General features: G+C 60.8%; 23 protein-coding genes. 11 read left to right on the forward strand and 12 right to left on the reverse strand.

The features are described 5' to 3' along the window. Positions 1 to 33: 33 nt before the first annotated feature. Positions 34 to 213, forward strand: a complete 180-nt coding sequence (locus tag K3756_RS09765) for a hypothetical protein (RefSeq protein WP_259986990.1) — start codon at positions 34 to 36, stop codon at positions 211 to 213. Between the two features lie 3 nt (positions 214 to 216). Here the strand turns inward: K3756_RS09765 and K3756_RS09770 are convergent, their stop codons facing one another. Beyond that, positions 217 to 1,200, reverse strand: coding sequence for a DUF808 domain-containing protein (locus K3756_RS09770; protein ID WP_259986991.1), 984 nt, complete (start codon positions 1,198 to 1,200; stop codon positions 217 to 219). Positions 1,201 to 1,394: 194 nt separating this feature from the next. Between K3756_RS09770 and gap the strand changes: the two genes are divergently transcribed. From gap to K3756_RS09785, 3 genes are all read left to right on the forward strand, one after another. Next, a complete protein-coding gene (gene gap / locus K3756_RS09775; RefSeq protein ID WP_259986992.1) occupies positions 1,395 to 2,393 on the forward strand; it encodes a type I glyceraldehyde-3-phosphate dehydrogenase in 999 nt (332 codons plus the stop codon). Positions 2,394 to 2,449: 56 nt separating this feature from the next. Then, a complete protein-coding gene (locus K3756_RS09780) occupies positions 2,450 to 2,593 on the forward strand; it encodes a hypothetical protein (protein WP_259986993.1) in 144 nt (47 codons plus the stop codon). Between the two features lie 78 nt (positions 2,594 to 2,671). Then, positions 2,672 to 3,670, forward strand: a complete 999-nt coding sequence (locus K3756_RS09785; protein ID WP_259986995.1) for a type I glyceraldehyde-3-phosphate dehydrogenase — start codon at positions 2,672 to 2,674, stop codon at positions 3,668 to 3,670. A 177-nt stretch (positions 3,671 to 3,847) separates the two neighbouring features. Here the strand turns inward: K3756_RS09785 and coaD are convergent, their stop codons facing one another. From coaD to K3756_RS09800, 3 genes are all read right to left on the reverse strand, one after another. Further along, entirely contained in the window at positions 3,848 to 4,339 is a 492-nt protein-coding gene (gene coaD / locus K3756_RS09790) for a pantetheine-phosphate adenylyltransferase (protein WP_259986996.1), read from the reverse strand. A gap of 87 nt (positions 4,340 to 4,426) precedes the next feature. Further along, positions 4,427 to 4,861 (reverse strand): CBS domain-containing protein, encoded by a 435-nt coding sequence (locus K3756_RS09795; protein WP_259986997.1) that lies wholly within the window; start codon positions 4,859 to 4,861, stop codon positions 4,427 to 4,429. A gap of 62 nt (positions 4,862 to 4,923) precedes the next feature. Further along, a complete protein-coding gene (locus K3756_RS09800) occupies positions 4,924 to 5,799 on the reverse strand; it encodes a LysR family transcriptional regulator (protein ID WP_259993533.1) in 876 nt (291 codons plus the stop codon). Between the two features lie 177 nt (positions 5,800 to 5,976). Between K3756_RS09800 and K3756_RS09805 the strand changes: the two genes are divergently transcribed. The 4 genes from K3756_RS09805 (at position 5,977) to mmsB (ending at position 10,718) form a co-directional block, all read left to right on the forward strand. Further along, positions 5,977 to 7,476, forward strand: coding sequence for a CoA-acylating methylmalonate-semialdehyde dehydrogenase (locus K3756_RS09805; RefSeq protein ID WP_259986998.1), 1,500 nt, complete (start codon positions 5,977 to 5,979; stop codon positions 7,474 to 7,476). Between the two features lie 170 nt (positions 7,477 to 7,646). After that, positions 7,647 to 8,789, forward strand: a complete 1,143-nt coding sequence (locus tag K3756_RS09810) for an acyl-CoA dehydrogenase family protein (protein ID WP_259986999.1) — start codon at positions 7,647 to 7,649, stop codon at positions 8,787 to 8,789. Then, positions 8,786 to 9,820 carry an enoyl-CoA hydratase/isomerase family protein gene (locus tag K3756_RS09815; RefSeq protein ID WP_259987000.1) on the forward strand — a complete coding sequence of 345 codons (1,035 nt, stop codon included), beginning with the start codon at positions 8,786 to 8,788 and terminating at the stop codon, positions 9,818 to 9,820. The genes K3756_RS09810 and K3756_RS09815 overlap by 4 nt, the downstream gene beginning before the upstream one ends. Before the next feature lie 19 nt (positions 9,821 to 9,839). Next, positions 9,840 to 10,718 carry a 3-hydroxyisobutyrate dehydrogenase gene (gene mmsB / locus K3756_RS09820; RefSeq protein ID WP_259987001.1) on the forward strand — a complete coding sequence of 293 codons (879 nt, stop codon included), beginning with the start codon at positions 9,840 to 9,842 and terminating at the stop codon, positions 10,716 to 10,718. 71 nt (positions 10,719 to 10,789) lie between these two features. Here mmsB and uvrA read toward each other — a convergent pair whose 3' ends face one another. Beyond that, positions 10,790 to 13,648 (reverse strand): excinuclease ABC subunit UvrA, encoded by a 2,859-nt coding sequence (uvrA, locus tag K3756_RS09825; RefSeq protein ID WP_259987002.1) that lies wholly within the window; start codon positions 13,646 to 13,648, stop codon positions 10,790 to 10,792. A gap of 217 nt (positions 13,649 to 13,865) precedes the next feature. On the opposite strand from uvrA, the gene K3756_RS09830 reads away from it, so the two are divergent. Continuing rightward, positions 13,866 to 14,744: a sterol desaturase family protein gene (locus K3756_RS09830; protein ID WP_259987004.1), complete on the forward strand. Its 879-nt coding sequence runs from the start codon at positions 13,866 to 13,868 to the stop codon at positions 14,742 to 14,744. Between the two features lie 7 nt (positions 14,745 to 14,751). On the opposite strand, the gene K3756_RS09835 is transcribed toward K3756_RS09830, so the two are convergent. The 7 genes from K3756_RS09835 to K3756_RS09865 all read right to left on the reverse strand — a co-directional run bounded on the left by K3756_RS09835 (position 14,752) and on the right by K3756_RS09865 (position 24,704). Next, positions 14,752 to 15,909: an MFS transporter gene (locus K3756_RS09835; RefSeq protein WP_259987005.1), complete on the reverse strand. Its 1,158-nt coding sequence runs from the start codon at positions 15,907 to 15,909 to the stop codon at positions 14,752 to 14,754. Further along, positions 15,909 to 16,472, reverse strand: a complete 564-nt coding sequence (locus K3756_RS09840; protein WP_259987006.1) for a class I SAM-dependent methyltransferase — start codon at positions 16,470 to 16,472, stop codon at positions 15,909 to 15,911. The genes K3756_RS09835 and K3756_RS09840 overlap by 1 nt, the downstream gene beginning before the upstream one ends. Before the next feature lie 152 nt (positions 16,473 to 16,624). Next, positions 16,625 to 18,019: a dihydrolipoyl dehydrogenase gene (lpdA, locus tag K3756_RS09845; RefSeq protein ID WP_259987007.1), complete on the reverse strand. Its 1,395-nt coding sequence runs from the start codon at positions 18,017 to 18,019 to the stop codon at positions 16,625 to 16,627. A 126-nt stretch (positions 18,020 to 18,145) separates the two neighbouring features. Continuing rightward, complete coding sequence (locus K3756_RS09850) at positions 18,146 to 18,730, reverse strand: DUF924 family protein (RefSeq protein WP_259987008.1); 585 nt, start codon at positions 18,728 to 18,730, stop codon at positions 18,146 to 18,148. Between the two features lie 144 nt (positions 18,731 to 18,874). Further along, positions 18,875 to 20,143 (reverse strand): MFS transporter, encoded by a 1,269-nt coding sequence (locus K3756_RS09855; protein ID WP_259987010.1) that lies wholly within the window; start codon positions 20,141 to 20,143, stop codon positions 18,875 to 18,877. 94 nt (positions 20,144 to 20,237) lie between these two features. Further along, the gene (gene queA / locus K3756_RS09860) at positions 20,238 to 21,290 is read right to left on the reverse strand and encodes a tRNA preQ1(34) S-adenosylmethionine ribosyltransferase-isomerase QueA (protein WP_259987011.1); all 1,053 of its coding nucleotides are present in this window, start codon (positions 21,288 to 21,290) and stop codon (positions 20,238 to 20,240) included. A 9-nt stretch (positions 21,291 to 21,299) separates the two neighbouring features. Continuing rightward, positions 21,300 to 24,704, reverse strand: a complete 3,405-nt coding sequence (locus K3756_RS09865) for a DUF3971 domain-containing protein (protein WP_259987012.1) — start codon at positions 24,702 to 24,704, stop codon at positions 21,300 to 21,302. Between the two features lie 147 nt (positions 24,705 to 24,851). Here K3756_RS09865 and K3756_RS09870 point away from each other — a divergent pair, with 147 nt between their 5' ends. Together K3756_RS09870 and K3756_RS09875 are read left to right on the forward strand one after the other, a co-directional pair. After that, entirely contained in the window at positions 24,852 to 25,313 is a 462-nt protein-coding gene (locus tag K3756_RS09870; protein WP_259987013.1) for a peroxiredoxin, read from the forward strand. Next, positions 25,310 to 26,119 carry a ferritin-like domain-containing protein gene (locus K3756_RS09875; protein ID WP_259987014.1) on the forward strand — a complete coding sequence of 270 codons (810 nt, stop codon included), beginning with the start codon at positions 25,310 to 25,312 and terminating at the stop codon, positions 26,117 to 26,119. Before K3756_RS09870 ends, K3756_RS09875 begins: the two co-directional genes overlap by 4 nt. The last annotated feature ends 104 nt before the right edge of the window (positions 26,120 to 26,223 follow it).

Here is a 26,223-nt window from a genome sequence, read left to right on the forward strand (position 1 = left end):
GTTGAAGTGTGACGGCAGCGTGAGAGTTCTGGCATGGCATACCTACTAACAGCAATAACAACCGGCGGCGTTGCCGCGATCCTTAGCCTGCTTGCGGGCGCCGGAGCGGGCGAGATTTTTCTCAACTACGTCATCTACGGACATCTTGGCATGGCCGTAATGGCCACAGCCCTGCTTGCGCGCCAGTACCTGCCCAAGGCAGATACTGACTGACGTTCAGGCGTGTGCGGTCTTGCCGCGGTGGAATACGGCACGCCAGATTGGCGTGACGACCTTTTCACCGAGGGGGATCAACACCATGCCAAGCGCCAGACCGAACACGCCATCAATCGCAGCCTTGGTAAACCATTCCGCAAACCCTTCGAGGGCCGCGGGCACAGCATGACCGACCGCATAGGCGGCATCATGGATCAGATGCCCCAGTGCACCGAAGCCCAACTCTTCAAGACCATGAACGATGATCGAACCGCCCACCCAGAGCATTGCGGCGGTGCCCACAATCGTGAGTAATTTCAGAAATCCGGGCATGCCCTTGACCAGACCACGCCCGACGGCGCGGGTCGCGGACAGCCGCCCGCCATTTGCCATCGCAAGGCCGAGATCGTCCATCTTTACGATCAGGGCAACGGATCCGTAGACCGCCACCGTGATCAGAATGGCGACGGCGGCCAACGTGGCCGCTTCCATCCAGAAGTTGCTTTCCGGAATGGCGGACAGCGCGATGGTCATGATTTCGGCTGACAGGATGAAATCTGTCTTGATCGCGCCTTTCGCCTTTTCTTCCTCCAGCTTTGACGGGTCATCCGGCACGGTCTTGTCACCGGGGTGATCTTCGTGCCCGTGGCTCCAGCCCAGAACATGGGCAACTTTCTCCGCCCCCTCGAAACAGAGATACGCACCCCCCAGCATCAGCAGGGGCGCAATAAGCCAGGGCGCAAATGCCGACAGGGCAAGTCCGGCAGGCAACAAGAACACCAATTTGTTGCGCAGCGATCCTTTGGTGATCCGCCAGATGATCGGCAATTCGCGATCGGCTTCAAAGCCTTGCACGTATTTCGGGGTCACGGCGGCGTCGTCGATCACGGCGCCGGCCGCCTTGGCGCTGGCTTTGGTCGCCTGGCCGATGACATCGTCAATCGACGAGGCCGCCACTTTGGCAATGGCTGCCACATCGTCGAGTAGAGCAATCAAACCGCTCATATTGTTCTCCTTTGCGTTGCGCCAAAGCTAGGTCGTCGCGCCCAGATTGCCAATTTGTCGCACGCGGGCCACGCCGTTACCGCTAACCGATTGATTTAACGCTAACATATGGGCGCTAACATCGCTTTGCGGCTGGCACACCCACACCGCACCTGTCTATAGCAGGCACAAAGTCAGGCATTACGGAGCATCCCATGACCATCAAAGTCGGCATCAACGGTTTCGGCAGGATCGGCCGTTGCACCCTGTCGCACATCGCCCAATCGGGCCGTGATGACATCGAAGTGGTCAAACTGAACGCGACGGGGCCGCTGGAAACCGCCGCGCATCTGATCAAATACGACAGCGTGCATGGCCGCTTTCCCGGCACCGTCAGCGTGGGCGATGGTACGCTCAATCTGGGCCAACGCGATATCGAGGTCATGTCGACCTACAAGATGGATGAACTGGACTGGACCGGCTGCGACGTTGTCCTGGAATGTACCGGCAACTTCAACGATGGCGTTCTGGCCAGCCAGCACATCGAACAGGGCGCACGCAAGGTCCTGCTGTCGGCACCGGGCAAGAATGTCGACCGCACAATCGTTTTCGGGGTCAACGATGACCAGCTTCTGGCCAGCGATACCATGATCTCCAACGGATCTTGCACGACAAACTGCCTGGCCCCTCTGGCGCGCGTGATGCACGAAGCGGTGGGCATCGAGAGCGGCCTGATGACGACCATCCATAGCTATACCGGCGACCAGCCAACGCTGGACCGGCGCCACGACGATCTGTACCGCGCGCGCGCGGCCGCGATGGCCCTGATCCCGACCTCCACAGGCGCTGCCAAGGCTCTGGGCGAGGTGCTGCCAGCGCTCAAGGGCAAACTTGATGGCACGGCAATGCGTGTGCCTACCCCGAATGTCAGCGCCGTAGACTTGACCTTTACCGCGTCGCGCGATGTCACCGTCGAAGAAATCAACGCTGCCGCCAAGGCCGCCGCTGGCGGGTACATGTCACGGGTCATGGCCTACGATCCGGACCAGAAAGTTTCGATTGATTTCAATCACACCGAGGAAAGCTGCATCTTTGCGCCGGACCAGACGATTGTGGTCGCAGACCGCACCGTGCGTGTTCTGGCCTGGTACGACAATGAATGGGCGTTTTCCGTACGGATGGCCGATGTGGCCGTGGCGATGGGTCGGCTCTAGACTTCTGATACCGGCCTGCCCTAGATGGGGGCGGGTCGGGCACACAGGAGATTGCGATGACAAACCGGATTGCACTGGTGCTTGGGTTTTTCATCCTGCTTGCCATCTTCATCGACGGCTATTTCTATGGCACGGAACACCTGATTTTTCTGGGCAAGAAGCTGTCGGAACTGATCGAATGGATTGCTTTCTGGCGCTAGGACGCGGCGCTATCGGTTGACAGCTGCGCGCCTTTGCCCATCTTGATCGCATAATTTGATCAAATTATGGGTGACCCCATGACCACCACTCTTGGCATCAACGGTTTTGGACGCATCGGGCGTGGCATTTTGCGCGCACTGTTGGCGCGTGGCGGGGATGATCTGCGGGTGGTGGCGATCAACGACCCTGCCCCGACGGCGACGCTCGCCCACCTGCTGGAGTTCGACAGCGTCCACGGCCGGCTGGGTCATCGGGTTGAGGTGGAAGGCGAATGCATTGAACCCGGTACGGGCCCCATCCGCATGAGCCATTTGGAAAGGCCAGAAGCCCTGAACTGGGCAGATGTCGATATCGCGCTTGAATGTACCGGCCGTTTCACTGCCCCCCCGGACGCCAGCCGGCATTTGCGCAATGGCAGTGACAAGGTGTTGCTGTCAGCCCCCGCAAAGGGCGAGATGAAGGCCATTGTCGTCGGCGTGAATGACAACACGATCACGGCCGATGATGTCATTCTCTCAAACGCGTCCTGCACGACAAATGGCCTTGCACCGCTTGTGCACCGGCTTGATGAGGCCTTCGGCGTGGTGCGCGGGCACATGACCACCGTGCACAGCTATACCGGAAATCAGCCTCTCCACGATGCGCCGCATGACGATCTGCACCGCGGGCGTGCCGCCGGATTGTCCATGATCCCCACCACGACGGGCGCCGCCCGGACGATGGGGCTGATTCTGCCGCACCTTAAGGGCGCAATTACCGGAACCGCCATCAGGGTGCCCGCGCCCAACGTGTCCTGCATCGATCTGGTTGTTGAGCTGCGCCGCCCCATGACCCCGCAGGATATCAACGATGAAATGGCCCGCGCGGCCCTGCAGATGCCCTCGGTCTTCGGATTGACGGACCGGCCCCTTGTGTCCATCGATTTCAATCACGACCCCAGAAGCCTGATTTTTGCGACCGACCAGACATCGGTGCAGCAGGGCACGCTGGCCCGTGTGCTGGCGTGGTACGACAATGAATGGGGATTTTCCAACCGGATGTTGGATGTGGCAACGCTGATGGGGCGGGCGCGTTAAAAGGTATCAGATCAGGCTTTGCTCGTGTCCCGCGCCCGGTGCCGTGGGAGAAATGGACCATCCGAAGCGGGACAGCTTCGGTCACTCCCCCATCGGCAAGGGCGCCAGATGCCACTTTGGATCAAGATACAGTGACAGGTGCCACTGGCCTGCAGGTCCAGCCCCCGGCCCTGCCATTCAGTCGAAACGCGCGCGCAGCTCGTCGTTGACGCGGGGCGGGACAAATTTGCTGACATCGCCGCCCAAGCGCGCGATTTCTTTGACCAGCTTGCTCGCAATCGCCTGATGCTGGGCTTCGGCCATGAGAAAAACCGTCTCGATGGAGGTATCGAGCTGCCGGTTCATCCCGACCATCTGGTACTCGTACTCAAAGTCGGCCACCGCCCGCAGGCCGCGGATGATCAGGCCCGCACCCACATCGCGGGCGCAGTCGATCAACAGGTTCTCGAACGGATGGGCGACGATCTCGATCCCGATTTCGCGGGCCAGCGCCTCGCATTCGGCCTCGATCAGGGCGACCCTTTCCTCGAGCGTGAAGAGCGGACCTTTGTCCCGGTTGATCGCGACACCGATGACCAGTTTGTCGACCAGCGTTCCCGCACGGCGAATGATATCGATGTGACCCAATGTGATAGGATCGAAGGTGCCGGGATAGAGGCCAACGCGCATGAGGCGGTCCTTTCAACGTCTCGTAATTGCGCGCAGGCAATCATGCCACCGCTTTGGATGCAAGCGATGCATGTGTCTGACGCAGTGTCAGTGGCCGCGGATCATGCCCTCGAGCGCGTCCTTTTCCATCGCCAGTTCGGACAGACGCGCCTTGACGACATCGCCGAGCGAAATCAGCCCGACCAGTTTGCCCTCGTGCAGAACGGGCATGTGACGGAACCGGCCTTCGGTCATCTGCGACATCACCTGTTCTGCGGTCGTATCGCGGCTGCAGGTGATCAGCTTGCGGGTCATGATGCCAGTGACCTGATCGGTCAGGCACGCGGCCCCCTGCTTTCCCAGTTCGCGCACGATATCGCGTTCCGACAGGATACCGTCGGGTGTTTCACCATTTGCAGATATGACAATCGTCCCGATACGCCGCTCGGACAGCATCGCCGTGGCCCCCGCGATCGTCAGATCGGGACCGGCGGTGACAACCTTGTCACTGTCCTTGGAATTGAGGATTTGCGACACCAACATTGATCATCCTCCTATGATGGCTGCTGAGGTCTCTTCAGCGTCCTCCACGACGGCCCTTCGTGTCAAGCGTGTGCTTCAAGTCGGCCGACTTCGGCGCGCACCCCGGCCGCCAGCGCGTCGGCAAACCGCGCGAGGCGCAGATTGCCTGCATCGTCGGCGTGCCGGATGAGGTAGAACGCGCGTGTGAGGCTGACGCTGTCTTGCAAAACCCGCGTGACACCGGGTGCGAATGGCAGGCTGAAGTCATGAACGACCCCCACGCCCGCGCCTTGCCGGATCATGTTCACCTGAACCGAAACGGAGTTTGATGCCAGCGGCACCCGCCCTGCCCCCAATGCGTCCAGATAATCGAGTTCGCGATCAAAAATCATGTCCGGAATATAGCCGACCAGCCGATGGGCGCCGAGATCGGCGGCAGTTTTCAAGGGCGGCGCCTTTTCCAGATAATCCTGGGCGGCGGCGAGATGCAGATGATACCGGGTGATCTGGCGCACCACCAACCGCCCCGCGGTCGGCGCGCTCACCCCGATGGCCATATCCGCTTCGCGACGTGACAGGTTGAACACCCGCGGTAATGCCACAATCTGGATATCGAGGTCGGGATTTTCCGCGGCGATACCGGCGCACACCTGTGGCAGGACGAAATTGGCACAGCCATCCGGCGCGCCGAGCCTGATCTGGCCGGAGAGCCCCTCGCCCGCATCCGACACCCCCGCAGTCGCGGAGCGCATCGCCTGTTCCGCTGCGGCGGCCCGCTCGAGCAACAGCGCACCTGCGGGCGTCAGCATATAACCCTGCGGTGATTTGACAAAAAGCGCCGCCTGCATGTCGGCCTCGAGCCGCGCCATGCGGCGCCCGAGGGTCGCCGGATCGAGCCGCAAGAGCTTGCCCGCACCAGACAGGCTTTGCTCGCGGGCGACGGCCAGAAACAGCCGCATGTCATCCCAGTTACGCAAGGAACCGCGCGTATCGTTGCGATGTGTATACGTTGGGCATCATATTGGTCCGATACTCCTCGCGCTTTGCAGAAATGCAAAACGATTTTGATACCTTGCCCCTACCAAGCGCGTTTTTGCAAGACTAAGCTGCGCGGGAACACTGATCAGGAGACTGCCATGCAAGAGCTTACCCATTACCTCAACGGCGAACATGTCAAAGGCACATCGGGCCGGTTTGCCGATGTGATGAACCCCGCAACAGGCGAAGTTCAGGCCAAGTGCCCGCTGGCGTCGAAGGAAGAGTTGCAGCAGGCCGTAGCCTATGCGCAGGCCGCCCAACCGGCATGGGCCGCAACGAACCCGCAGCGGCGCGCGCGGGTGATGATGAAGTTCGTCGACCTGCTGAACCGTGACATGGACAAGCTCGCCGAGGCATTGAGCCGCGAGCACGGAAAGACGTTGCCGGATGCGGCCGGTGACGTGCAACGCGGGCTGGAAGTTGTCGAATACTGCATCGGGGCCCCGCAACTGTTGAAAGGCGAATACACCGACAGCGCCGGTCCGGGCATCGACATGTATTCCATGCGGCAGGCCCTGGGCGTGACGGCGGGCATAACGCCTTTCAACTTTCCGGCGATGATACCGATGTGGATGTGCGCGCCTGCCATCGCATGCGGCAACGCCTTTATCCTCAAACCCTCCGAACGCGACCCTTCCGTGCCCCTGATGTTGGCGGAATTGCTGGAAGAAGCCGGTCTGCCCAAAGGCATCATGCAGGTGGTGAACGGGGACAAGGAAGCCGTTGATGCCATTTTGTACGACGAGGTGATCCAGTCGGTGGGGTTCGTCGGATCGACCCCGATTGCGGAGTATATCTATGCCACGGGCTGCGCACAGGGCAAGCGTGTCCAGTGTTTCGGTGGTGCCAAGAACCATATGATCATCATGCCCGATGCCGATATGGATCAGGCCGCGGACGCGCTCGTCGGGGCCGGCTATGGCGCGGCGGGAGAGCGGTGCATGGCGATCTCGGTTGCCGTTCCGGTCGGTGACGAGACCGCGGACAGATTGATCGAAAAGCTGGTGCCGCGGATCGAAAAGCTGAAGGTGGGCCCGTATACAGCCGGTAATGACGTGGACTACGGACCCGTTGTCACGGGTGCGGCCAAAGCCAATATCGAACGGCTGGTCCAGACGGGCATCGATCAGGGCGCGGAACTGGTCGTCGACGGGCGCGATTTCAAGCTACAGGGATACGAGGACGGATATTTCGTCGGGCCCCACCTCTTCGACCGTGCGACGAAGGACATGGATATCTATACGCAGGAAATCTTTGGGCCGGTCCTCACTTGCGTGCGGGCGCAGACCTACGAAGAAGCGCTCGGATTAGCGATGGACCACGAGTACGGCAACGGTACGGCAATCTTTACCCGTGACGGCGACGCGGCCCGCGATTTCGCCAACCGGATCAATATCGGCATGGTGGGCATCAATGTCCCCATCCCCGTGCCGCTTGCCTATCACACCTTTGGCGGCTGGAAGAAATCCGTATTCGGAGACTTGAACCAGCACGGCCCCGATGCGTTCAAATTCTACACCAGAACCAAAACCGTCACGGCACGCTGGCCTTCGGGGATCAAGGAAGGCGGCGAATTCTCAATTCCGGTCATGGAATAGCCCGCCCCCCGCAGGCGTTGGACCATGCAGCGCCTGCGGGATTGAGTTTAAGAGCAAGATGAAGCAAGGCTGCGCAGGCATGTGCGACACCAGCGGGGGTCGAATGGCTGCAAAACTCTCGCAAGGTTTTGCGACTAGAAGCCGGTGAATCATAGGGTCGGGAGAATGAAATGGACTTTGCGCTGAGCGAGGAACAGACGGCGATTTTTGATATGGCCTACGCATTCGGGCAGGACAACATCGCGCCCCATGCGCAGACCTGGGAGCGTGAGGGTACGATCCCTAAATCCCTTTGGCCGCAGATTGCCGAATTGGGTTTTGGTGGGCTTTACGTATCCGAAGAGGCGGGCGGTGCGGGTTTGAGCCGTCTCGATGCGACACTCGTGTTCGAAGCGCTCTCGATGGCCTGCCCTTCTGTCGCAGCGTTCCTGTCGATTCACAACATGTGCGCGAAAATGATCGACAGTTTTGCCGACGGCCCTTTCAAATCGCGTGTCATGGACGATGTTCTGAGCATGCGCACGGTTCTGAGTTATTGTCTGACCGAGCCGGGATCCGGTTCGGACGCGGCCGCGTTGAAGACCCGCGCTGACAGGACCAACGCGGGCTATACCCTGAACGGAACAAAGGCGTTCATTTCCGGTGGCGGGTATTCGGATGCCTATGTCTGTATGGTGCGCACGGATGACACCGGTGCGTCGGGTGTATCTGCGGTTTATGTCGAGGACGGCACGGCCGGTTTGTCCTTTGGCGGGCTTGAAGACAAGATGGGGTGGCGCAGCCAGCCCACGGCCCAGGTGCAGTTTGACGACTGTCACGTGGCGTCGAACAACCTGATCGGGGAAGAAGGTCAGGGTTTCAAATACGCGATGAAGGGTCTGGACGGCGGGCGGCTCAATATCGCGGCCTGCTCGCTGGGGGCTGCGCAGGCTGGGCTGAATGCCACGTTGGCCTATATGGGTGAGCGCAAGGCCTTCGGCAAATCGATCGACCAGTTCCAAGGGCTCCAGTTCAGGCTTGCCGATATGGAAATCGAATTGCAGGCCGCCCGCACTTTCCTGCGACAGGCTGCCTGGAAGCTGGATACCGGCGCGCCGGACGCCACAAAGTTCTGCGCGATGGCCAAGAAACTGGTCACCGAAACCGGCAGCAAGGTTGTCGATCAATGTCTGCAACTACATGGCGGCTATGGCTATCTGGCGGATTACGGCATTGAAAAACTGGTACGCGACCTGCGTGTGCACCAGATCCTCGAAGGGACCAACGAGATCATGCGTGTGATCGTCGCCCGCGACATGCTGGCGCAACGATGAGCGACATTCACATAAGGACCGAAGGGCGCGCCGGGCGGATTACCCTGCAAAGACCAGACGCGCTCAATGCGATGACCTATGATATGTGCCTCGCAATTGAGGCCGCGATGGACCGGTGGCGGTCCGATGCAGGGATCGACCTTGTGATGCTGGACGCCGAAGGGGATCGGGCGTTTTGCTCGGGCGGCGATATCGCGGAGCTGTACCGCACCGGCAAGCAGGGCGATTACGCCTATGGCCAGAAATTCTGGGCGGATGAATACCGGCTCAACCACAAGATTTTTCATTATCCCAAACCCGTGGTGAGCTTTCTGCAGGGGTTCACCATGGGCGGCGGTGTGGGTATCGGCTGCCATGGCTCACACAGGATCGTGGGCGAGAGCAGCCAGATCGCGATGCCGGAGTGCGGTATCGGTCTGATACCCGATGTCGGCGGGTCGCTGATGCTGGCGCTGGCGCCCGGCCGCTTGGGCGAATATCTCGGGACGACCGGCGCGCGCATGGGCGCGGGCGACGCGATTTATGCCGGCTTTGCCGACCTGTTCATCCCGGAAGACCAGTGGGAGACCGTCAAGGCTGCGCTGTTGGATGGCGGCGATATTGAGGCCGCCGTCGCCTCTTTTGCCCAAACCGCGCCGGACAGTCCCATGCGCGCGATGCAGAACGAAATAGACAGCCACTTCCACGGCGCATCGTTGGGTGACGTTCAGACCACCCTGCGCCACGACGAAAGTGATTTTGCCCGCAGTACCCTGAAGCTCATGACGCGCAACAGCCCGCTGTCGATGGCTTGCACCATCGAGGCCTTGCACCGGCTGCGTGGCCCTTCGCTGACCTTGGAGAAGGCGCTGGATCTGGAGTATCGCTTTACCGCCCGCGCCATGGAGCACGGCGATTTCATCGAAGGCATACGGGCCGCGATCATCGACAAGGACCGTTCGCCGAAATGGCAGTTCGCAGACCGCGATGTGCCCGGCGTCGCCGTTTCCAAAATGCTGCAGCCGTTGGGCAAGGCCGCGTTGACACTTTAATCAAAGGGAGGCCGCCGCGATGGGCAGCACGATCGGATTTATCGGACTTGGGAACATGGGCGCGCCGATGGCCGCAAATCTCGCGCAGGCAGGACATGACGTGCGCGGGTATGACGTTGCGGGCACCACGGCCGAGGGTGTTGCCCCCTGTGCCAGTATCGAGGACGCCGCCAAGGGTGCGGATTTTGTCATCACCATGCTGCCGAACGGCGAGATATTGCGGGATGTTGCAGCACAGCTGATCCCCGGAATGTCGAAGGGTGCCACGCTGATCGATTGCTCTACGGTCGATGTTGAAAGCGCGCGGAGTGTCGCTGCGGACGCCGGTGCGGCGGGGATCGGTTTTGTCGACGCTCCTGTATCGGGCGGGATCGGCGGTGCCGCTGCAGGGACCCTCACGTTTATGGCCGGTGGCGACGACGCCAGCTTTGCCGCGGCGGCGCCCCTGTTTGACGTCATGGGCCAAAAGGCCGTGCATTGCGGTGCAGCCGGAGCCGGTCAAGCGGCGAAAATCTGTAACAACATGATCCTTGGCATCACCATGATCGGCACCTGCGAAGCCTTTGCTCTGGCTGACAAGCTCGGCCTTGACCGCCAAAAGATGTTTGACGTGGTCAGCACGTCATCGGGTTATTCGTGGTCAATGAATGCCTACTGCCCTGCCCCCGGCGTCGGGCCCACGTCGCCCGCCGACAATGGATATGTGCCGGGGTTCGCGGCCGAGCTGATGCTCAAGGATCTCGGGCTGAGCCAGCAGGCGGCCGAAGCCGCAGATGCAGATACGCCGATGGGCGCGCTGGCCCGCGCCCTTTATGCGCAATTTGTCGAGAACGAGGACGGTTTGGGCAAGGATTTCAGCGCCATGCTGCCCCGTTTGATGCAGCGCGGTCGCAGCTGAGCCCCAACAAAGCCCAGCCACGATTGCCCCGAAAAGAAACAAAGCCCCGCCGATGAAAGCGGGGCTTTTTGCTATTCTGCAGCCAGTTTACGGGGGTTCAGCATCGGTTTGAGATACTTGCCCGTATAGCTTTCGGCCACTTCGGCCACCTGCTCCGGCGTTCCTGTTGCAACCACACGTCCGCCCCCGTCGCCGCCTTCGGGGCCGATGTCGATGATATGATCGGCTGTTTTAACGACATCGAGATTGTGTTCGATCACGACGACCGAATTCCCCTGATCCACCAATTCGTGCAAGACTTCCAACAACTTACGCACATCTTCGAAGTGCAGACCCGTGGTCGGCTCATCGAGGATATAGAGCGTGCGTCCGGTGGCGCGTTTGCTCAACTCCTTGGAAAGCTTTACGCGCTGCGCCTCGCCGCCCGACAGGGTCGTCGCCTGCTGGCCCACCTTGATATAACCGAGACCGACGCGCATCAATGCGTCCATCCTTTCGCGGATCGACGGAACGGCCGCAAAAAATTCCTGCGCATCTTCGACCGTCATATCAAGGACGTCGGCAATGCTCTTGCCCTTGAATTTGATTTCGAGCGTTTCGCGGTTGTAGCGTTTGCCTTTGCAAGTCTCACATTCGACATAGACGTCCGGAAGGAAGTGCATTTCGATCTTGATCACCCCATCGCCCTGACAGGCCTCGCAACGGCCCCCCTTGACGTTGAAGCTGAACCGCCCCGGTTTGTAGCCGCGCGCTTTCGCTTCCGGCAAACCCGCGAACCAGTCGCGGATCGGTGTGAACGCGCCGGTATAGGTCGCAGGGTTTGAGCGGGGTGTCCGCCCGATTGGACGCTGGTCGATGTCGATGACCTTGTCGAGATGCTCCAGACCCTTGATCGTTTCACACGGCGCAGGCGTCTGCCGCGCCCCGTTCAGGTTCATCGACGCGGTTTTGAACAATGTCTCGATCGTGAGGGTGGATTTACCGCCCCCCGAAACGCCGGTCACGCAGACAAATTTGCCAAGCGGGAATTCAGCGGTGACGTTCTGCAGATTGTTGCCCGTCGCCTTGACGACCTTGATCGCCTTCTTCTTGCCCGTGCGCCGCTTCGCAGGCACCGCGATCTCGCGCACACCGGTCAGATACTGCCCGGTGACCGACTTGTCGTTACCGGCGATTTGCGCGGGCGTGCCATGGGCCACAACCTGCCCTCCGTGAACGCCTGCCCCCGGACCGATGTCAAAGACATAATCCGCCTCGCGGATCGCCTCTTCGTCATGTTCGACGACAATGACGGTGTTGCCCTGGTCGCGCAGGTTCTTGAGCGTCAAAAGCAAGCGGTCGTTGTCGCGCTGGTGCAAACCGATGGACGGCTCGTCGAGGACATAAAGAACCCCTGTCAAACCGGAACCGATCTGGCTGGCCAGACGAATACGTTGGCTTTCGCCCCCGCTCAGGGTGCCGCTGGAGCGCGAAAGCGTCAGATATTCAAGGCCCACGTTGTTCAAAAAGCCCAGCCGCTCGCGGATTTCCTTGAGGATCGCGCGGGCGATTTCGTTCTTCTGCACCGTCAGGGCTTCGGGCACGGTTGTGCACCAGTCGAACGCCTCGCGGATGGACATCTCGACAACCTGTCCCACGTGCAGATCGGCGATCCGAACGGCAAGCGCCTCGGGGCGGAGCCGGTAGCCACCGCAGGTGCCGCAAGGCCGGTTGTTCTGGTAGCGTTCGAATTCTTCGCGGATCCAGTTGCTGTCCGTTTCGCGGTAGCGGCGTTCCATGTTGGGGATCACGCCTTCGAAGACGCGGCTCACCTCATAGACACGGCCACCTTCGTCATAGCGGAACTTGATCTCTTCCTTGCCCGAACCGTACAGGAAAACCTGCTGGATTTTCGGATCAAGGTCCTTCCACTTTGCATTCTGGTTGAACCCGAAATGCTTGGCGATGGCTTCGATGGTTTGTTTGAAATAAGGGCTCTTACCCTTGCGCCATGGGGCGAGCGCCCCGTCGTAGACTTTCAGGTTCTGATCCGGCACCACAAGGCGTTCGTCAAAAAACAACTCTTTTCCCAGACCATCACAGGACGGGCATGCCCCGAAAGGCGCGTTGAATGAAAACAGCCGCGGTTCAATTTCGGGAATCGTGAAACCGCTCACCGGGCAGGCGAATTTCTCAGAAAACGTATACCGCTCGGGATCGCCTTCGCTTGGTGCGGTTTCCAGAATGGCGATGCCATCCGCCAGATCAAGCGCGGTGCGCAGGCTGTCGGCCAGACGCGTCTCCAGACCTTCACGCACCACGATCCGGTCGACGACCACGTCGATGTCATGGCGGAACTTCTTGTCGAGCGTTGGCGGCTCGTCAAGTTCATAGAATTCGCCGTCAACCTTGACCCGCTGGAACCCCTGCTTGCGAAGTTCCAGAAACTCCTTGCGGTATTCGCCCTTCCTGTCGCGGATGATCGGGGCCAGCAGATAGGCGCGCGTGCCCTCTTCCATCGTCATGATCCGGTCGACCATGTCCTGCACCTGCTGCGCCTCGATGGGCTTTCCGGTCGCGGGCGAATACGGCGTGCCGACGCGGGCAAACAAGAGCCGCATGTAGTCGTAAATTTCCGTAACCGTGCCGACCGTGGAGCGCGGGTTTTTCGACGTTGTCTTCTGCTCGATCGAGATCGCGGGGGACAGCCCCGAGATGTGATCGACATCCGGCTTTTGCATCATGTCAAGGAACTGGCGCGCGTAAGCCGACAGGCTTTCAACGTACCGCCGCTGGCCTTCGGCATAGATGGTGTCGAACGCAAGGCTCGACTTGCCCGAACCGGACAAACCTGTGATCACCACCAGCTGATCGCGTGGAATATCCACATCGATGCTCTTGAGATTGTGCTCGCGCGCGCCGCGCACTTCGATGTTTTTCAGCTCAGCCATCACGGACCCCCAACTAGAGCGCTACACATAGGCGTTCTGCCCCGAAACTCCAATGCCAAAAGAAGAACAGGAAGTGAACACGGCAACATCCGCATCACCTGCGGCAGCCTGTCACGTGCACCCTCAGGATCGGCAATTGCCTTAATTCGGCCCATCTGGCGTCATAAACCTCTGCAATCGTGAACAATAATCATTTTAAGACGAGCATTGAACCGAAATGGAAACACTGGATCTCGCAGCACGGATTTTCACATCCAATCTGCTCATCAACGCCTTTCTTGTGCCCTTCACCATGTGCGCGATCGCTTACGTCTTTTTCAAGAAGCGCGACGAGTTCAGCTGGCATGCCATTCAGAACATCGTGGCGACGCTTTTCGTGGGTGGCTTCAATTTCGGCGTCGCCCTGTTTTTGTACAACGACATCAACGCCTTCGCTCAGCGCGCCTACAATGCTCTTTCGATCCCTACCCTGCCCGAGACATTCTGGAGCAGCACACCCCTTTGGATCGTGTGCATCATCGGGGTGATGGCCAAGGATTTCGTCGATTATTGGAACCACCGCTGGATGCACACGAAATGGGGCTGGCCGGCCCACGCGGCGCATCACTCGGACACCCATGTGAACGCCTTTACGGCCTACCGTGTGCATTTCCTGCAAACCGTTATCGTGACCAGCAGCTATATCCTGCCCCTGACATGGCTACAGATCCCCGAGGCCATCCCGGTGGTCGTCGTCCTGAGCACGGTGCACAACATGTACGTCCACATGGATCTCGAATTCGATCACGGTCCCTTCAAGCTGTTACTGGCATCGCCCGCTTTCCACCGCTGGCACCACGCGGATATTCCCGAAGCCTATGGCAAGAACATCGCCAATGTGATGCCGCTGTGGGATGCGCTTTTCGGGACGTATTACTATCCGGGTCTGTGCAAGGAAGAGATGGGCGCGTTGAAGACCGGCGTGCACGACAAAAATCCGGTCATGATCTACCTCTACCCGTTCATGGAATGGGGGCGCATGATCCGGGCACGGTTGCCGCGCAGACGGCTGGACGCGACCGCTGACACACCGCGCATGAATACGCCGGCCGAATAGCGGGCCGTCAGGCCAAGGGCGCACGCTTGCGCGCCAGCCAAAGATGGACGCACAGGCCCAACAGAAACGCGGCGCCCGCCAGCAGCGGCAGGCTCGCGTAGCCAAAGCTCAAGAGGGCCATCGCCATGACCGGAGTGCCGAGGGTGTTGCCCAGATTGCCCATCTGCGCCATGGCACCATTCGCCTGTGCCTGCCTTTCGGCGGTTGTGTTCAACTGCGGCACGGCCGCAAAGGTCGCCCCCTGGATCAAACCCATCGCTGCGGCCACGGCAAGACAGGCAACAGGATCCGCAGGCATCACCCACAGCCAGCCCATCGCGGCCGCAGACAGGCCAAAGCCGATCATGACAACGCGCACCGCCGTGAAGTGCCTGAGCAGCCAGACACCCAATGTCATGGAAACCGAGATGCTGACCAAAGGCATCGCGCCCATGATGAAGGCCCGTAAAGAAGCGTCCAGATAGGGTGGCAAGACCGTCAGGATCGACACGAAACAGAAGGTATAGAACAGCCAGCCCGCCGCGGGTGCCGCCAGTTGCGGTGACCGGTAAAGCGCCGCGTGACGTGCCACCAAAGCGCGTGCCGACGTACGCTCAGGACGATGCGATGTTTGCAGCCGGCGCAGATGACGCGCGAGGACAAGCGCAAATCCGGCCATGTAAACTCCGTGAGCGGCAAAGACCGCGCCCACACCGCCCACCCGTGCGAGGGGCTGCCCAAGCCACGCCAGAACCGCAAAGGCCACACCGAAAAACGTGCCCCAGAGGGTAAGGGCAAGTCCGCGCTGCCGTTCGGTCGCCACTTGGGCGATCAGCGTGGGCGCCGCCACCACAAGGCCGAGGTGGCTCAGCCCTTCGATCGCCCGCAAACCCAGCATAATGCCGAACGGTGGCAACATCGCCTGCGCAAGTGACACAGCCGCCCCCAGCCAGAGCGCCCCGATCAGGGTCGAAACATAGCCGACCCGCGCCACCAGAACGCCCGCAACAACCCCGAGGATGATGCCAAGCAGTCCAACCAGCGATACCAGCCATCCCAAAGCCGCGCCCGCTTGCGGATAGACTGCCCCGAGCTGGTCGTATGTCACGCTGAACTTGGCGTATTGCGCAGCCGCACCCAGACCCGCGCCCCACAGCGCCAATATGATCCCCCATGATCCGCGCATCAGCTTTTCTGTGCGATCGCCCAGGCACAGACCGGCATCATGGGGTCGTCGGTGATGTCATCCTTGCCCTCGATGTACTCGGGGGGCCATTGCACTTCGAGGTTGCGCGCGGCGACATGCCGATTGCCCCACTGGTGGCTTTCAATCAAATGCGCTTCGAAGCCGCCCTCGATCAGCAGGTTCTTCAGTCCACGCGCGGACCAGCGCGAATTGTCCATCGGCGCGGCGTGAAATGGCACGTAGAAAGGCACCGCGATCCAGAAGTGCCCGCCTTTTTTGAGCATCTGTCGCACGTGGCGCAACGCCGTGTAGGGGCGGTCAAGATGCTCCCACACCTGATTGGCGAGGATCAGGTCGAATTTGCGCGGCTTACCGGTTTCGGGGTCAAGATAGGGACCGGCACAAATGTCATATTCGGGATAGCGGAACTGCGTGTAGGCGCGGAAATCGAACTGCTCCCCGTAGTGGCCGGAAATCTCGGCCACACGCAGCTTTTTCGGCTCCAGCCGTTGTATCATCTTGCGCGAGGCGGGGCCCATGACGACCCGGTTCAGACTGACCATGAGCGGACTATGTCAGCGCGACAGGGGCAGGTCCAGCAGGTAAAACACGGGCGCCCGTCGCGACCTTGCAATGCGTCAAGCACCTGCAAGGTCGGGCTCACGTTTGCCAAATGCGCCTATGAAAGCAGTCGCGCGACAGCGCGGCCGCCGGATTACATGTGAATAACCTGTCCGTAGGCATCAAGCACGGCTTCGTGCATCATCTCGGACAGCGTGGGATGCGGGAATACCGTGTGCATCAGATCTTCCTCTGTCGTCTCCAGCTGGCGTCCGACGACGTAGCCCTGGATCAGTTCGGTCACCTCGGCACCGATCATATGCGCACCGAGCAGTTCGCCGGTCTTGGCGTCGAAAATAGTTTTGATCATCCCGTTTTCTTCGCCAAGCGCGATCGCCTTGCCGTTGCCGATGAACGGGAAGCGTCCGACTTTGATGTCGTATCCCAATTCCTTGGCCTTGGCCTCCGAATACCCAACGGACGCGACTTGCGGATGGCAATAGGTACAGCCCGCGATGGTTTCGGCCTTGACCGGGTGCACCGATTTGCCAGCCATGTGTTCCACAACCATAACGCCTTCATGGCTCGCCTTGTGCGCCAGCCACGGCGCGCCCGCGATGTCTCCGATGGCATAAAGCCCATCGACACCTGTGCGGCAGTATTCGTCTGTCACAACGTGGGTCCGGTCGATATTGACCCCCAGCTCCTCGAGCCCCAGACCCTCTACGTTACCCACGATACCGACCGCGGAAATGACGGTGTCGAATTCGTGTTTCTCGACCTTGCCGCCCACTTCGATATGCGCCGTCACCCTGTCTTTGGCCCGGTCGAGTTTCTTGACCATCGCCTTTTGCATGATCTTCATGCCCTGCTTTTCAAAGCTCTTCTTGGCAAAGGCGGAAATCTCCGCGTCCTCGACAGGCAGGACACGATCCATCACCTCGACCACGGTCGTGTCGGCACCCAAGGTGTTGTAGAAGCTCGCAAATTCGATGCCGATGGCGCCTGATCCGATGACGAGCAGTTTCTTCGGCATATGCGCCGGCTGCAGCGCATGCTTGTAGGTCCACACGAGTTTGCCATCGGCCTCGAGCCCCGGCAATTCGCGCGCCCGTGCACCCGTGGCCAGCACGATGTTCTTGGCTGTAAGGTTTTCGGTGCCCTTGTCCGTCTTGACGCTCACCTTGCCCCTGGACGGGATCGTCGCCTCTCCCATGACCACGGTGACCTTGTTCTTCTTCATCAGATGGCCGATGCCACCCGACAGCTGCCCCGCGACCTTGCGCGACCGCTTCACAACCGCGTCCAGATCGTAGTCGATGCCATCCGCTTTCAGACCGAATTCCTTGGCGCGGTGCATCAGGTGAAAGACTTCGGAGGACCGCAGCATGGCTTTTGTCGGGATGCAGCCCCAGTTGAGGCAGATGCCACCAAGGTGCTCGCGTTCGACGATACAGACCTTCATGCCCAGTTGCGCGCCACGGATCGCAGCGACATAGCCGCCCGGCCCCGCACCAATCACGATCAGGTCGTAGGATGTCTCAGCCATCGGTTCACCTCTCCCAAGTTCGGCAAAAAATATAGTTTACCGTTAAACTATACACCCTCAGGTCACAATGGCGAGAATCGAATGGCTGCTATGCGTGTCCCGGCCGAGCCGCGACACGCGCAATCTTCAGGCGGCGACGCCCTGCTGGAGTTGACGCACCGTCTGGCCGTAGCCGCCGGCTGCCTCATAGGCGCGCTCCGCGCCGGTATCGCAGCGGTCCAGCACGTCATTGCGGTGCGGGAAGCGACCGAACTGGCGGATCACCTCGCGGTGGGCCTTCGCATGCAAAAGCTGGCTTTCCCCGGTTTCCGGCATGCGTTCGCAAATCAGCCGGATGCACCGCTCCTGATCGCACAGGTTTTCCGAGTGCATCAGCGGCAAATAGAAAAACTGCCGCGCGGGTTCGTCGATCTTGAAGTCCCACCCTTTCTGGATGGCGAGCTTGGCCGCCGCCAGAGCGGCACCGTCGAGCATGAAGGCGGCGCCATCATCGCGGTGCATGTTACGCGAAAACTGGTCGGTCACGATCAGGTAAGCGAGTGTGCCGCTTGGGTAGGTCAGCCATAGGCCAAGCGCCCCGTCTGCGGCAGCTTGCCAGACTTCACCGAACTCGGACCGGATGCGCGCATCCAATGCCTCGTCCGTTGCATACCAGCCCTTCGGACCAATCTCGTCGAGCCAGAAGCTCAACACTTCATCGGGACCAACCATGACGCTCTCCTTTTTCAGCGCGGCCTCTCCACGCCAGTTAAGGATATATTAACCCTAGGTAAAACAAACAATTTGCAACAAAACCGACATAATCATCGCGCCCGCGTTCACTTTGCGGCCCGGTGTTTCCTTTCAGAGACGGTTTTATCCGTTTTGCTCGCTTTCGACGTCTTCCAGATCGCTTTCGATGGCGTATTCCTGCGCGATCTCCAGTGCGACGCTGGTCGCGGTCGGGCCAACGGCCACGTAACTACCCGTTTCATCCACCGGCACCGCATCGGCAACAATCGAGCGGAACAGCGCGTAGGCGACCATCGCGGCGAAAAGGACAGCCGTGAACAGGAAGAAGCCTGCGGGACCGACGCTTGTTCCCATGATCCAACCGGTGATGATCGGGCCAAGGATGGCCCCCAGCCCGTTGATGAATATCAATCCCCCCGACGCGGCAGTCATATCGTCATGTTCGAGAAAATCGTTCGTGTGGGCCAGAAGAAGCGAATAAAGCGGGTTTGACATGCCGCCCATGACGAATGCAGACACCAGCAGCATCGGAAAGTTTGCGCCGTAAAGCATGCCGATCACCGATCCCGCACCACCGATGACCGACACGGCGATGATCAGATACCGACGATCCATACGGTCCGAAATCCACCCGATCGGGTACTGCAGGATGACCGCGCCCACAAAGAAGGTCGCCACGAAGGTCGAAATCTGCGCAACGCTCAATCCCGCCTGTGCACCGTAAACCGACGACATGCCGAACTGCGCCGAGAATATGCCACCCAGCAGGAACATCCCCACCGCACCAAGGGGCGAAAACCCGACAAGCGCCCGAAGGCTCATCGGTTTGGTCGTATCGAATGCGGGCGTCGGGCTGATCGACAGAAGAATGGGGGTGATTGCAATGCTCACCAGAATTGACGGGATCACGAACAGCACAAAGCCGGAGGGATCCGCCGTGACCAGCAGCGCCTGCGCCAGAACGATGCCAAGCGTCTGCACGATCATATAGAGCGATAGTGCCTGGCCCCGGTTGGAATTGTCCGCCGCGTTGTTGAGCCAGCTTTCGGCCGTGACGTAAACGGCGGAAAAGCAAAAGCCGATCAGCACCCTGCCCGCAGTCCAGACGATGATGTTGGGAAACGTCGGATAGAGGATCATCACGGCCGAGATCAAAGACGCCAGCGCCGCGAAAACGCGCACGTGCCCCACGCGCCGGATCATCGTCGGCGCAAGCCGCGATCCGCCCAGAAAGCCCACGAAATACGCCGACATGACCACCGACATCATCAGCGTGTCGAAGCCTTCGATCTGGCCACGGATGCCCAGCAATGTGCCTTGCATGCCATTGCCAACCATCAAAAGGCTCATTCCCAGCAGCAGCGCCCAGGCGCTGGAGAGGACTTGGAACATGGCGCGTCTCCCGTCTTGATCGGAGTGATGTGTACCCCACCCCTAAATGCGGCGGGAAAGGATGGTCCCGCCTATTGACGACACCGGCGGTCGCTTACGCGCCCGGGATCAACAGCGACGCGTCGCCGTAGGAGAAAAACCGGTATTCCTGCGCGACAGCATGGTCGTATATCGCCCGCAGCCGGTCATGGCCGACCAATGCAGCGACAAGCATCATCAGCGTCGATTTCGGCAGATGGAAGTTTGTCATCAGCGCATCGGTCACGTTGAACCGGAAACCCGGTGTGATGAAGATGTCGGTATCGCCTTCCCAGGCTGTGATTGCACCGTCGCGGGCGGCCGTCTCGATCAACCGCAATGCCGTGGTGCCGACGGGGATCACCCGGCCACCGGCGGCGCGTGTGGCGGTAATTTCATCCGCCGCGGTCTGGCTCACCCTGCCCCATTCGCTATGCATCTTATGATCGCTGATATCGTCGACCTTGACCGGCAGGAACGTCCCCGCACCCACGTGCAAGGTCACATAGCTGAAGCTCACGCCCCTATCGGCAAGCGCATCGAGCAGCGGCTGATCGAAGTGCAACGATGCCGTCGGCGCAGCAACCGCGCCTTTGTTTTTGGCCCAGACGGTCTGGTAATCCTCGAGGTCCTTTGCGTCGGCTGGCCGTTTTGCGGCGATATAGGGGGGCAGCGGCATCGCGCCCGCGTCGTTCAGGGCCGTGTCAAAGTCATCCCCCGACAGATTGAACCGCAGCCGCGCCTGACCGTACTCCACAGCCTCCAACGCCGCAGACAGGCATTCGGAAAAGATGATCTCTTCTCCGATCCTTATTTTCTTCAGGGGCTTGATGAGTGCGGCCCAGGTTCCGTCCGCTTGCGGCTCCAGCAAGGTGGCCTCGATCCGGGCTGACACGGCGCCCTGCGCGCTGTCGCGGTGGCGCAATCCCGCCAGACGCGCTGGGATGACACGCGTATCGTTCAGCACCAGCCGATCGCCCGGACGCAACCAATCGGTCAGCTCATGCACGATGCTGTCGTGCAGGCCGTCACCGTCCGCCACAAGCAGGCGGGCCGCTGAACGCGGCTCGGCCGGACGCACCGCAATCAGGTTTTCGGGCAGGTCAAAATCAAAATCAGATAGCTTCATGGCCGCGCCCTATCGTTCCCGATCGTGCGGTTCAATCCTTTTTTGGCGGGTCTGTTGCCGGCTCGGCAGAACAGTGCTTTCACTCCCCTCTACGGCGGGCAATTCGGTCTGCGGACCGCGCAGGGCATCGCGCAGCGGACCGGGGGCCAGAGCCGATAGCGGGTTGACGAAAACATCCGGCGATTTGGCATTTCCCGTCAGCGTGTAGTTAAACCCGAACAGGCCTTCGCCCTTGCGCGAAAACAGCTGACCGATGCCATTGAGCAGGTATACCGGCGAAATGACGCCCTGCATGTTGATGCGTCCGGTGTCGGTCGCAAAGGTGCCATCCATCGACAGGCCGAGCGACGCACCTATTGCGCTTGCCCGGGCGAGCGTCATCCGGTTGGGCGTCAGCCGGAATTCGGCCTCGACCTCGTCAAAGTAGATCCCATCGCCGTTCATCTCGTTGATCAGGCCCACAACCGATACGGCATTGACCAGTGCCGCCATGGAGGGAGCGTCCTTGATCGATACCTCCGTTACGGTCAGCCGCCCATCGAAGGCGCCGCCGCTTCCGACCGGCAGCAAAAGCAGGTTCATCTTGCCGCCCACCGCCTGTTGCAAAACACCCGCAGACCGGAAGACGCCGCCCGCATCCTGGCTGGTGACCCGAATGGCCGAGCGTCCGTTTTGCGGCACGATGCGTCCCGAAATTTGCGTTCCGTCGTTCAGCCGCGCCTGAAACGGACCGTCCAGCCCTCCGCCGGTTTTGAAGATGCCCCGCATTTGCGACAGAAAGATCGTATCCGTGATCTGCAGCCGGTCGAGATTGATCTCCACCTGCTGTGCGCCGCCGCGTGAACCACCGCTGTTTGATGCGCCACCACCGAAGTCCGCGCGCCGCATGTCGAGCCTGCCGCCACGGATCACCACCCGAGGGGGCCGCCCCGCCCCCTGCCCGATAAGATCCACCGGTACATCAAGCCAGTCCCCCAATCGCAATCGCTCGATCCGGAACCTTTCCAGCCCGCCCCCCGCCGCGAGACTGATCCGACCGTTCACCGACAGCCCCGCCGCACTCAGGCGGATGCTGTCGACCTGTGGCGCCGATCCCAGCGTAACGGACATCGCCAGTTCACCGCCCCTGCCTGCGGGTTTTGACCAGCCGAGCGGAGGAATATTCAAACGCAGACCTTGCAGTTGGGACGTCAGGTTCAGGCGCGGCGCCTGTCCGCGTGCCAGATCGATGGTGAACGCAGCCGCCGTCTCACCCGAAAGGGTGCCGTCCGGCAAGGCGATGTCGAACGCCTGAAGGGCTGCGGGCGACACACGTGCGGTCCCGCGCACGGTGCTCGTGGCCGACCCTGCCCCTATGGGCTGACGCCATGTCGCGTCGAAAGGCAGACCATCCAGCCGCCCCGCCCCCGATAATGACACACCGTCGTTGTTGGCCGACAGCGTCATGCGATCACTGCTCAGACTGCGACCGGCGATAAGCGTGTCGCTTTGCAGATTGTCGATCCGCCCGACGACATCAAAGGTCACGTCAGCCGGAGATCCGCCTTTGCGCAGCGGGAACCCGATTGTGCCCTCGAGCACCGCCTCACCCTGCCCCAAATCCGGCGTCAGACCGCTGCGTTGCATGGCGCGGATCGGCTCACGGTCGAGCAACCACAACGCGGCCGTCAGGCTCGATCGGGTGCGCAGCCGCACCACCGCGGGCGCATCCGGTTTGACCGATACATCCGGAATAATGAAGGACGACGCCTCCATCGCGACGGTGCCGCCCGCTCCGGTCTCGACCTCGCCGCTGTCGACCGAAACGACAAATCGGTTCTGGGCAAGGTTGACCGTGCCCTCACCTTTGGTGATGGGGGGCATGTCGCGCAGGAATTTGACGGTCGCCTCATCGAAATCGAAGGCGAAATAGCTGACCGGTTTCTGTTTGGGTTCCAGCCGCAGCGCGAAATCGGCATCGCGGATACGCGCCTCCAACAGGTTGTCGGTCAACCAGCCCCGCGTTTTCGGCTTTGCGCCCAAAGGCCACAGCTCGAGAATCCGCTCGGGCGTGACCGCGTCGATCCGCGCATCAAAGGCCAGCGCCCAGCCATCGGACTGTGCAGTTAGATTGCCGAAACCCCGTGCGGTGTTGCCCCGGTCGGTGATGTCCAGCCTGCCGATCTCGAGCCGGAAAGGATCAAGCGTCAGCCGCGCGTCAACCTCGACGCGTTCCAGATCAACGGCCGTCGCATAGACATTTGCGGGATTTGCGGTCACGTCACTGAGCACGAACTGCCCGACCATGCTTTCCAGTTGCCCGGACCGCAGCCCTTTGAGCGTTGCAGTACCCTCCGCGCTTCCTGTCACCCAAGGGCTGACGACGGAAAGCTCGTCAAACTGCACAAGACCGCTGGCGGCATCATAGCTCATATACGCATGTGCAGATTCGAACGGGATCGGGGTCGTCTGTTCGTTGGGCTGCACAACGCCCTTGCCGATCTGCAAGGTTGCGCTGAGCGGCGCGAGCGTACCATTCGCGCGCACGCCACTGCGCACCGCGCCCGAAATCGGGGCGCGCACGATATCGAGAAACGCGAATGCCGGGCTTTGCTGGGCGATATCCGCGCCCGACGCCCCATCGATTGTCACGCCGAACTGCGCTTCCGGCGCGCCAATGGTGCTGGTGAAATTGGCGGCCAGTGTCGTCACCCCGGGGCTGTCGCCCAACACGGCCAAATCCGCAATGATAGACAGATCGTCGCCATCGCGTTCGGCAATGATGCGGCCCCCATCGAGCGTCCAGACCTTTTCGGCCCGCCGGTCGATGAATTGCAGTGTCAGCCCCCGCAGCGTCGCGCGGTCCAGCGACGCGAGCACGGGTGTGGCCAGCACGTCGTCGATCTGCTTGATCAGCGAGCCGAGGTTTTCGGCCCGTCGCGACGGCCCCGAAAGCGTCGTGCCGCCGGACAACTCGAACTGGCCATCCTCTGTGCGAACGATTGTCGCGAAAACGCCACGCAGGGACACCTGAGCGGGCTGCAACCGGCCCTCGGCAAGCGCTGCGACAGATGCCGCGATCTGCGCCTCGGAAAAGCGCATGATCTCACCGCCGCCTTCACTGAGCACGGAGACATCGCGCAACCGCAATCGCGGTTTCCAGCCTTCTTCGATCAGGAACTGCACATCGCCGAAATCGACCTGTGCGTTGGGCAATTCGCGCGCCAGCCGCGCCTCGATCCGCCGCTCCATCCATGCAGGCACGTCGCGCGGCCCGTCAAACAACCAGACCACGCCGAGGACCAGCAAAACAACGACCAGCACCAGCAACGACCACAGCGCATTCACAACCCCATGGGCCATATGACGCCGTTTGCGTATGCGCGGCTTTTGCGCGGGCGGCGGCACCTTGGGCTCTGCGCTTTGCTGGGTCATCGTCTTGACGGGGTGCCATTCATTGAGGCGGACCAAAACATCTCGGCCACGCTGTTTACCTTTGCCCTCACGCACCTACTATGACAGCAAGCCGCAGCGCTTCCAAGGCGGCGCTTGCGACAATCAGCCGATCGTGAAGGACACAGAATGCCAGATATTTCCCAGCCCGCCCCCGATTTTACCCTGCCCGTCACCGGCGGCGGTTCTGTCACCTTATCCGAGTTGAAGGGCGCGCCGGTGGTCCTGTTTTTCTATCCGCGCGATGACACGCCGGGCTGCACCAAGGAAAGCATCGGTTTTTCGGAACACCTCGAGGCATTCGAGGCCGCTGGCGCCAAGGTCTTCGGCATCTCCCGCGACAGCATGGCCAAACACGACCGGTTCGCGGCAAAGCATGGGCTTGCCGTGCCACTTCTGTCCGACGAAGAAGGAAATGTCACCGAAGACTACGGCGTCTGGGTCGAGAAAAACATGTACGGCAAGAAATCGATGGGTATCGAGCGGGCGACATATCTGGTCGACGCCCAAGGCAACGTCGCCCGTATCTGGCGCAAGGTCAAAGTGCCCGGTCACGTCGAAGAAGTGCTCGAGGCGGTGAAGGCGCTGTGAAGCCCCTTGCCCAGATGGCTGAGGACGTGCTGCGCACGGCCGACGGACGCGAGAAAACGGCGCTGAGCAGGTCCTACGCTGCACAGTGGCGTGCAGCGCGGGCAGAGGGTGGCACGCCCGAGATCGGGCATGCCGATCCACCGCTGCACCCCGCCCGCCCGGCAAAGCCCGAACTGCTCAGCCCGCGTGACGTGCCGCGCCGCCGCCCCGGTACGCCCGAGGGGCGCATCGCGCTTTTGCACGCCGTGGCGCACATCGAGCTGAACGCCGTCGACCTGCACTGGGATATCATTGCACGGTTTTCCGACGTGCCGATGCCCATCGGTTACTATGATGACTGGGTGAAGGCTGCGGATGAAGAATCCAAGCATTTCAATCTGATGTGCGATTGTCTTGAAGAGTTCGGCAGCCACTACGGCGCCCTGCCGGCGCATGCGGGCATGTGGCGCGCCGCCGAAGACACGGTCGATGATTTCATGGGCCGTCTGGCCGTGGTGCCGATGGTTCTCGAGGCGCGCGGGCTCGACGTGACACCGGGGATGATCAAGATATTCAAACAGGCCAAGGCCACATCTGCGGTCGAGGCGCTGGAGGTCATTTACGCCGAAGAGGTCCATCACGTGGCCTACGGATCGAAGTGGTTCCATTTCCTGTGCGGGCGTCACGAACTGGACCCGACCCAGAAGTTTCACGCCCTCGTCAGACAGTATTTTCACGGGGCGCTCAAACCGCCATTCAACGAAGAAAAGCGCGCCGAAGCCGGTATTCCACCCGATTTCTACTGGCCCCTCGCCGAGGGGGCGTAGGCCCGGGATTGTCAAGGCATTGGAATAGGCGGATTTTTGCCAAAATACATCGCTCATAGGCCCAGTTCAGCGCAACCGGGTCAGAAGGGTTGCCCGTACGCCCT

It is taken from the genome of Sulfitobacter sp. S190 (assembly GCF_025141935.1).
Lineage (GTDB): Bacteria > Pseudomonadota > Alphaproteobacteria > Rhodobacterales > Rhodobacteraceae > Sulfitobacter.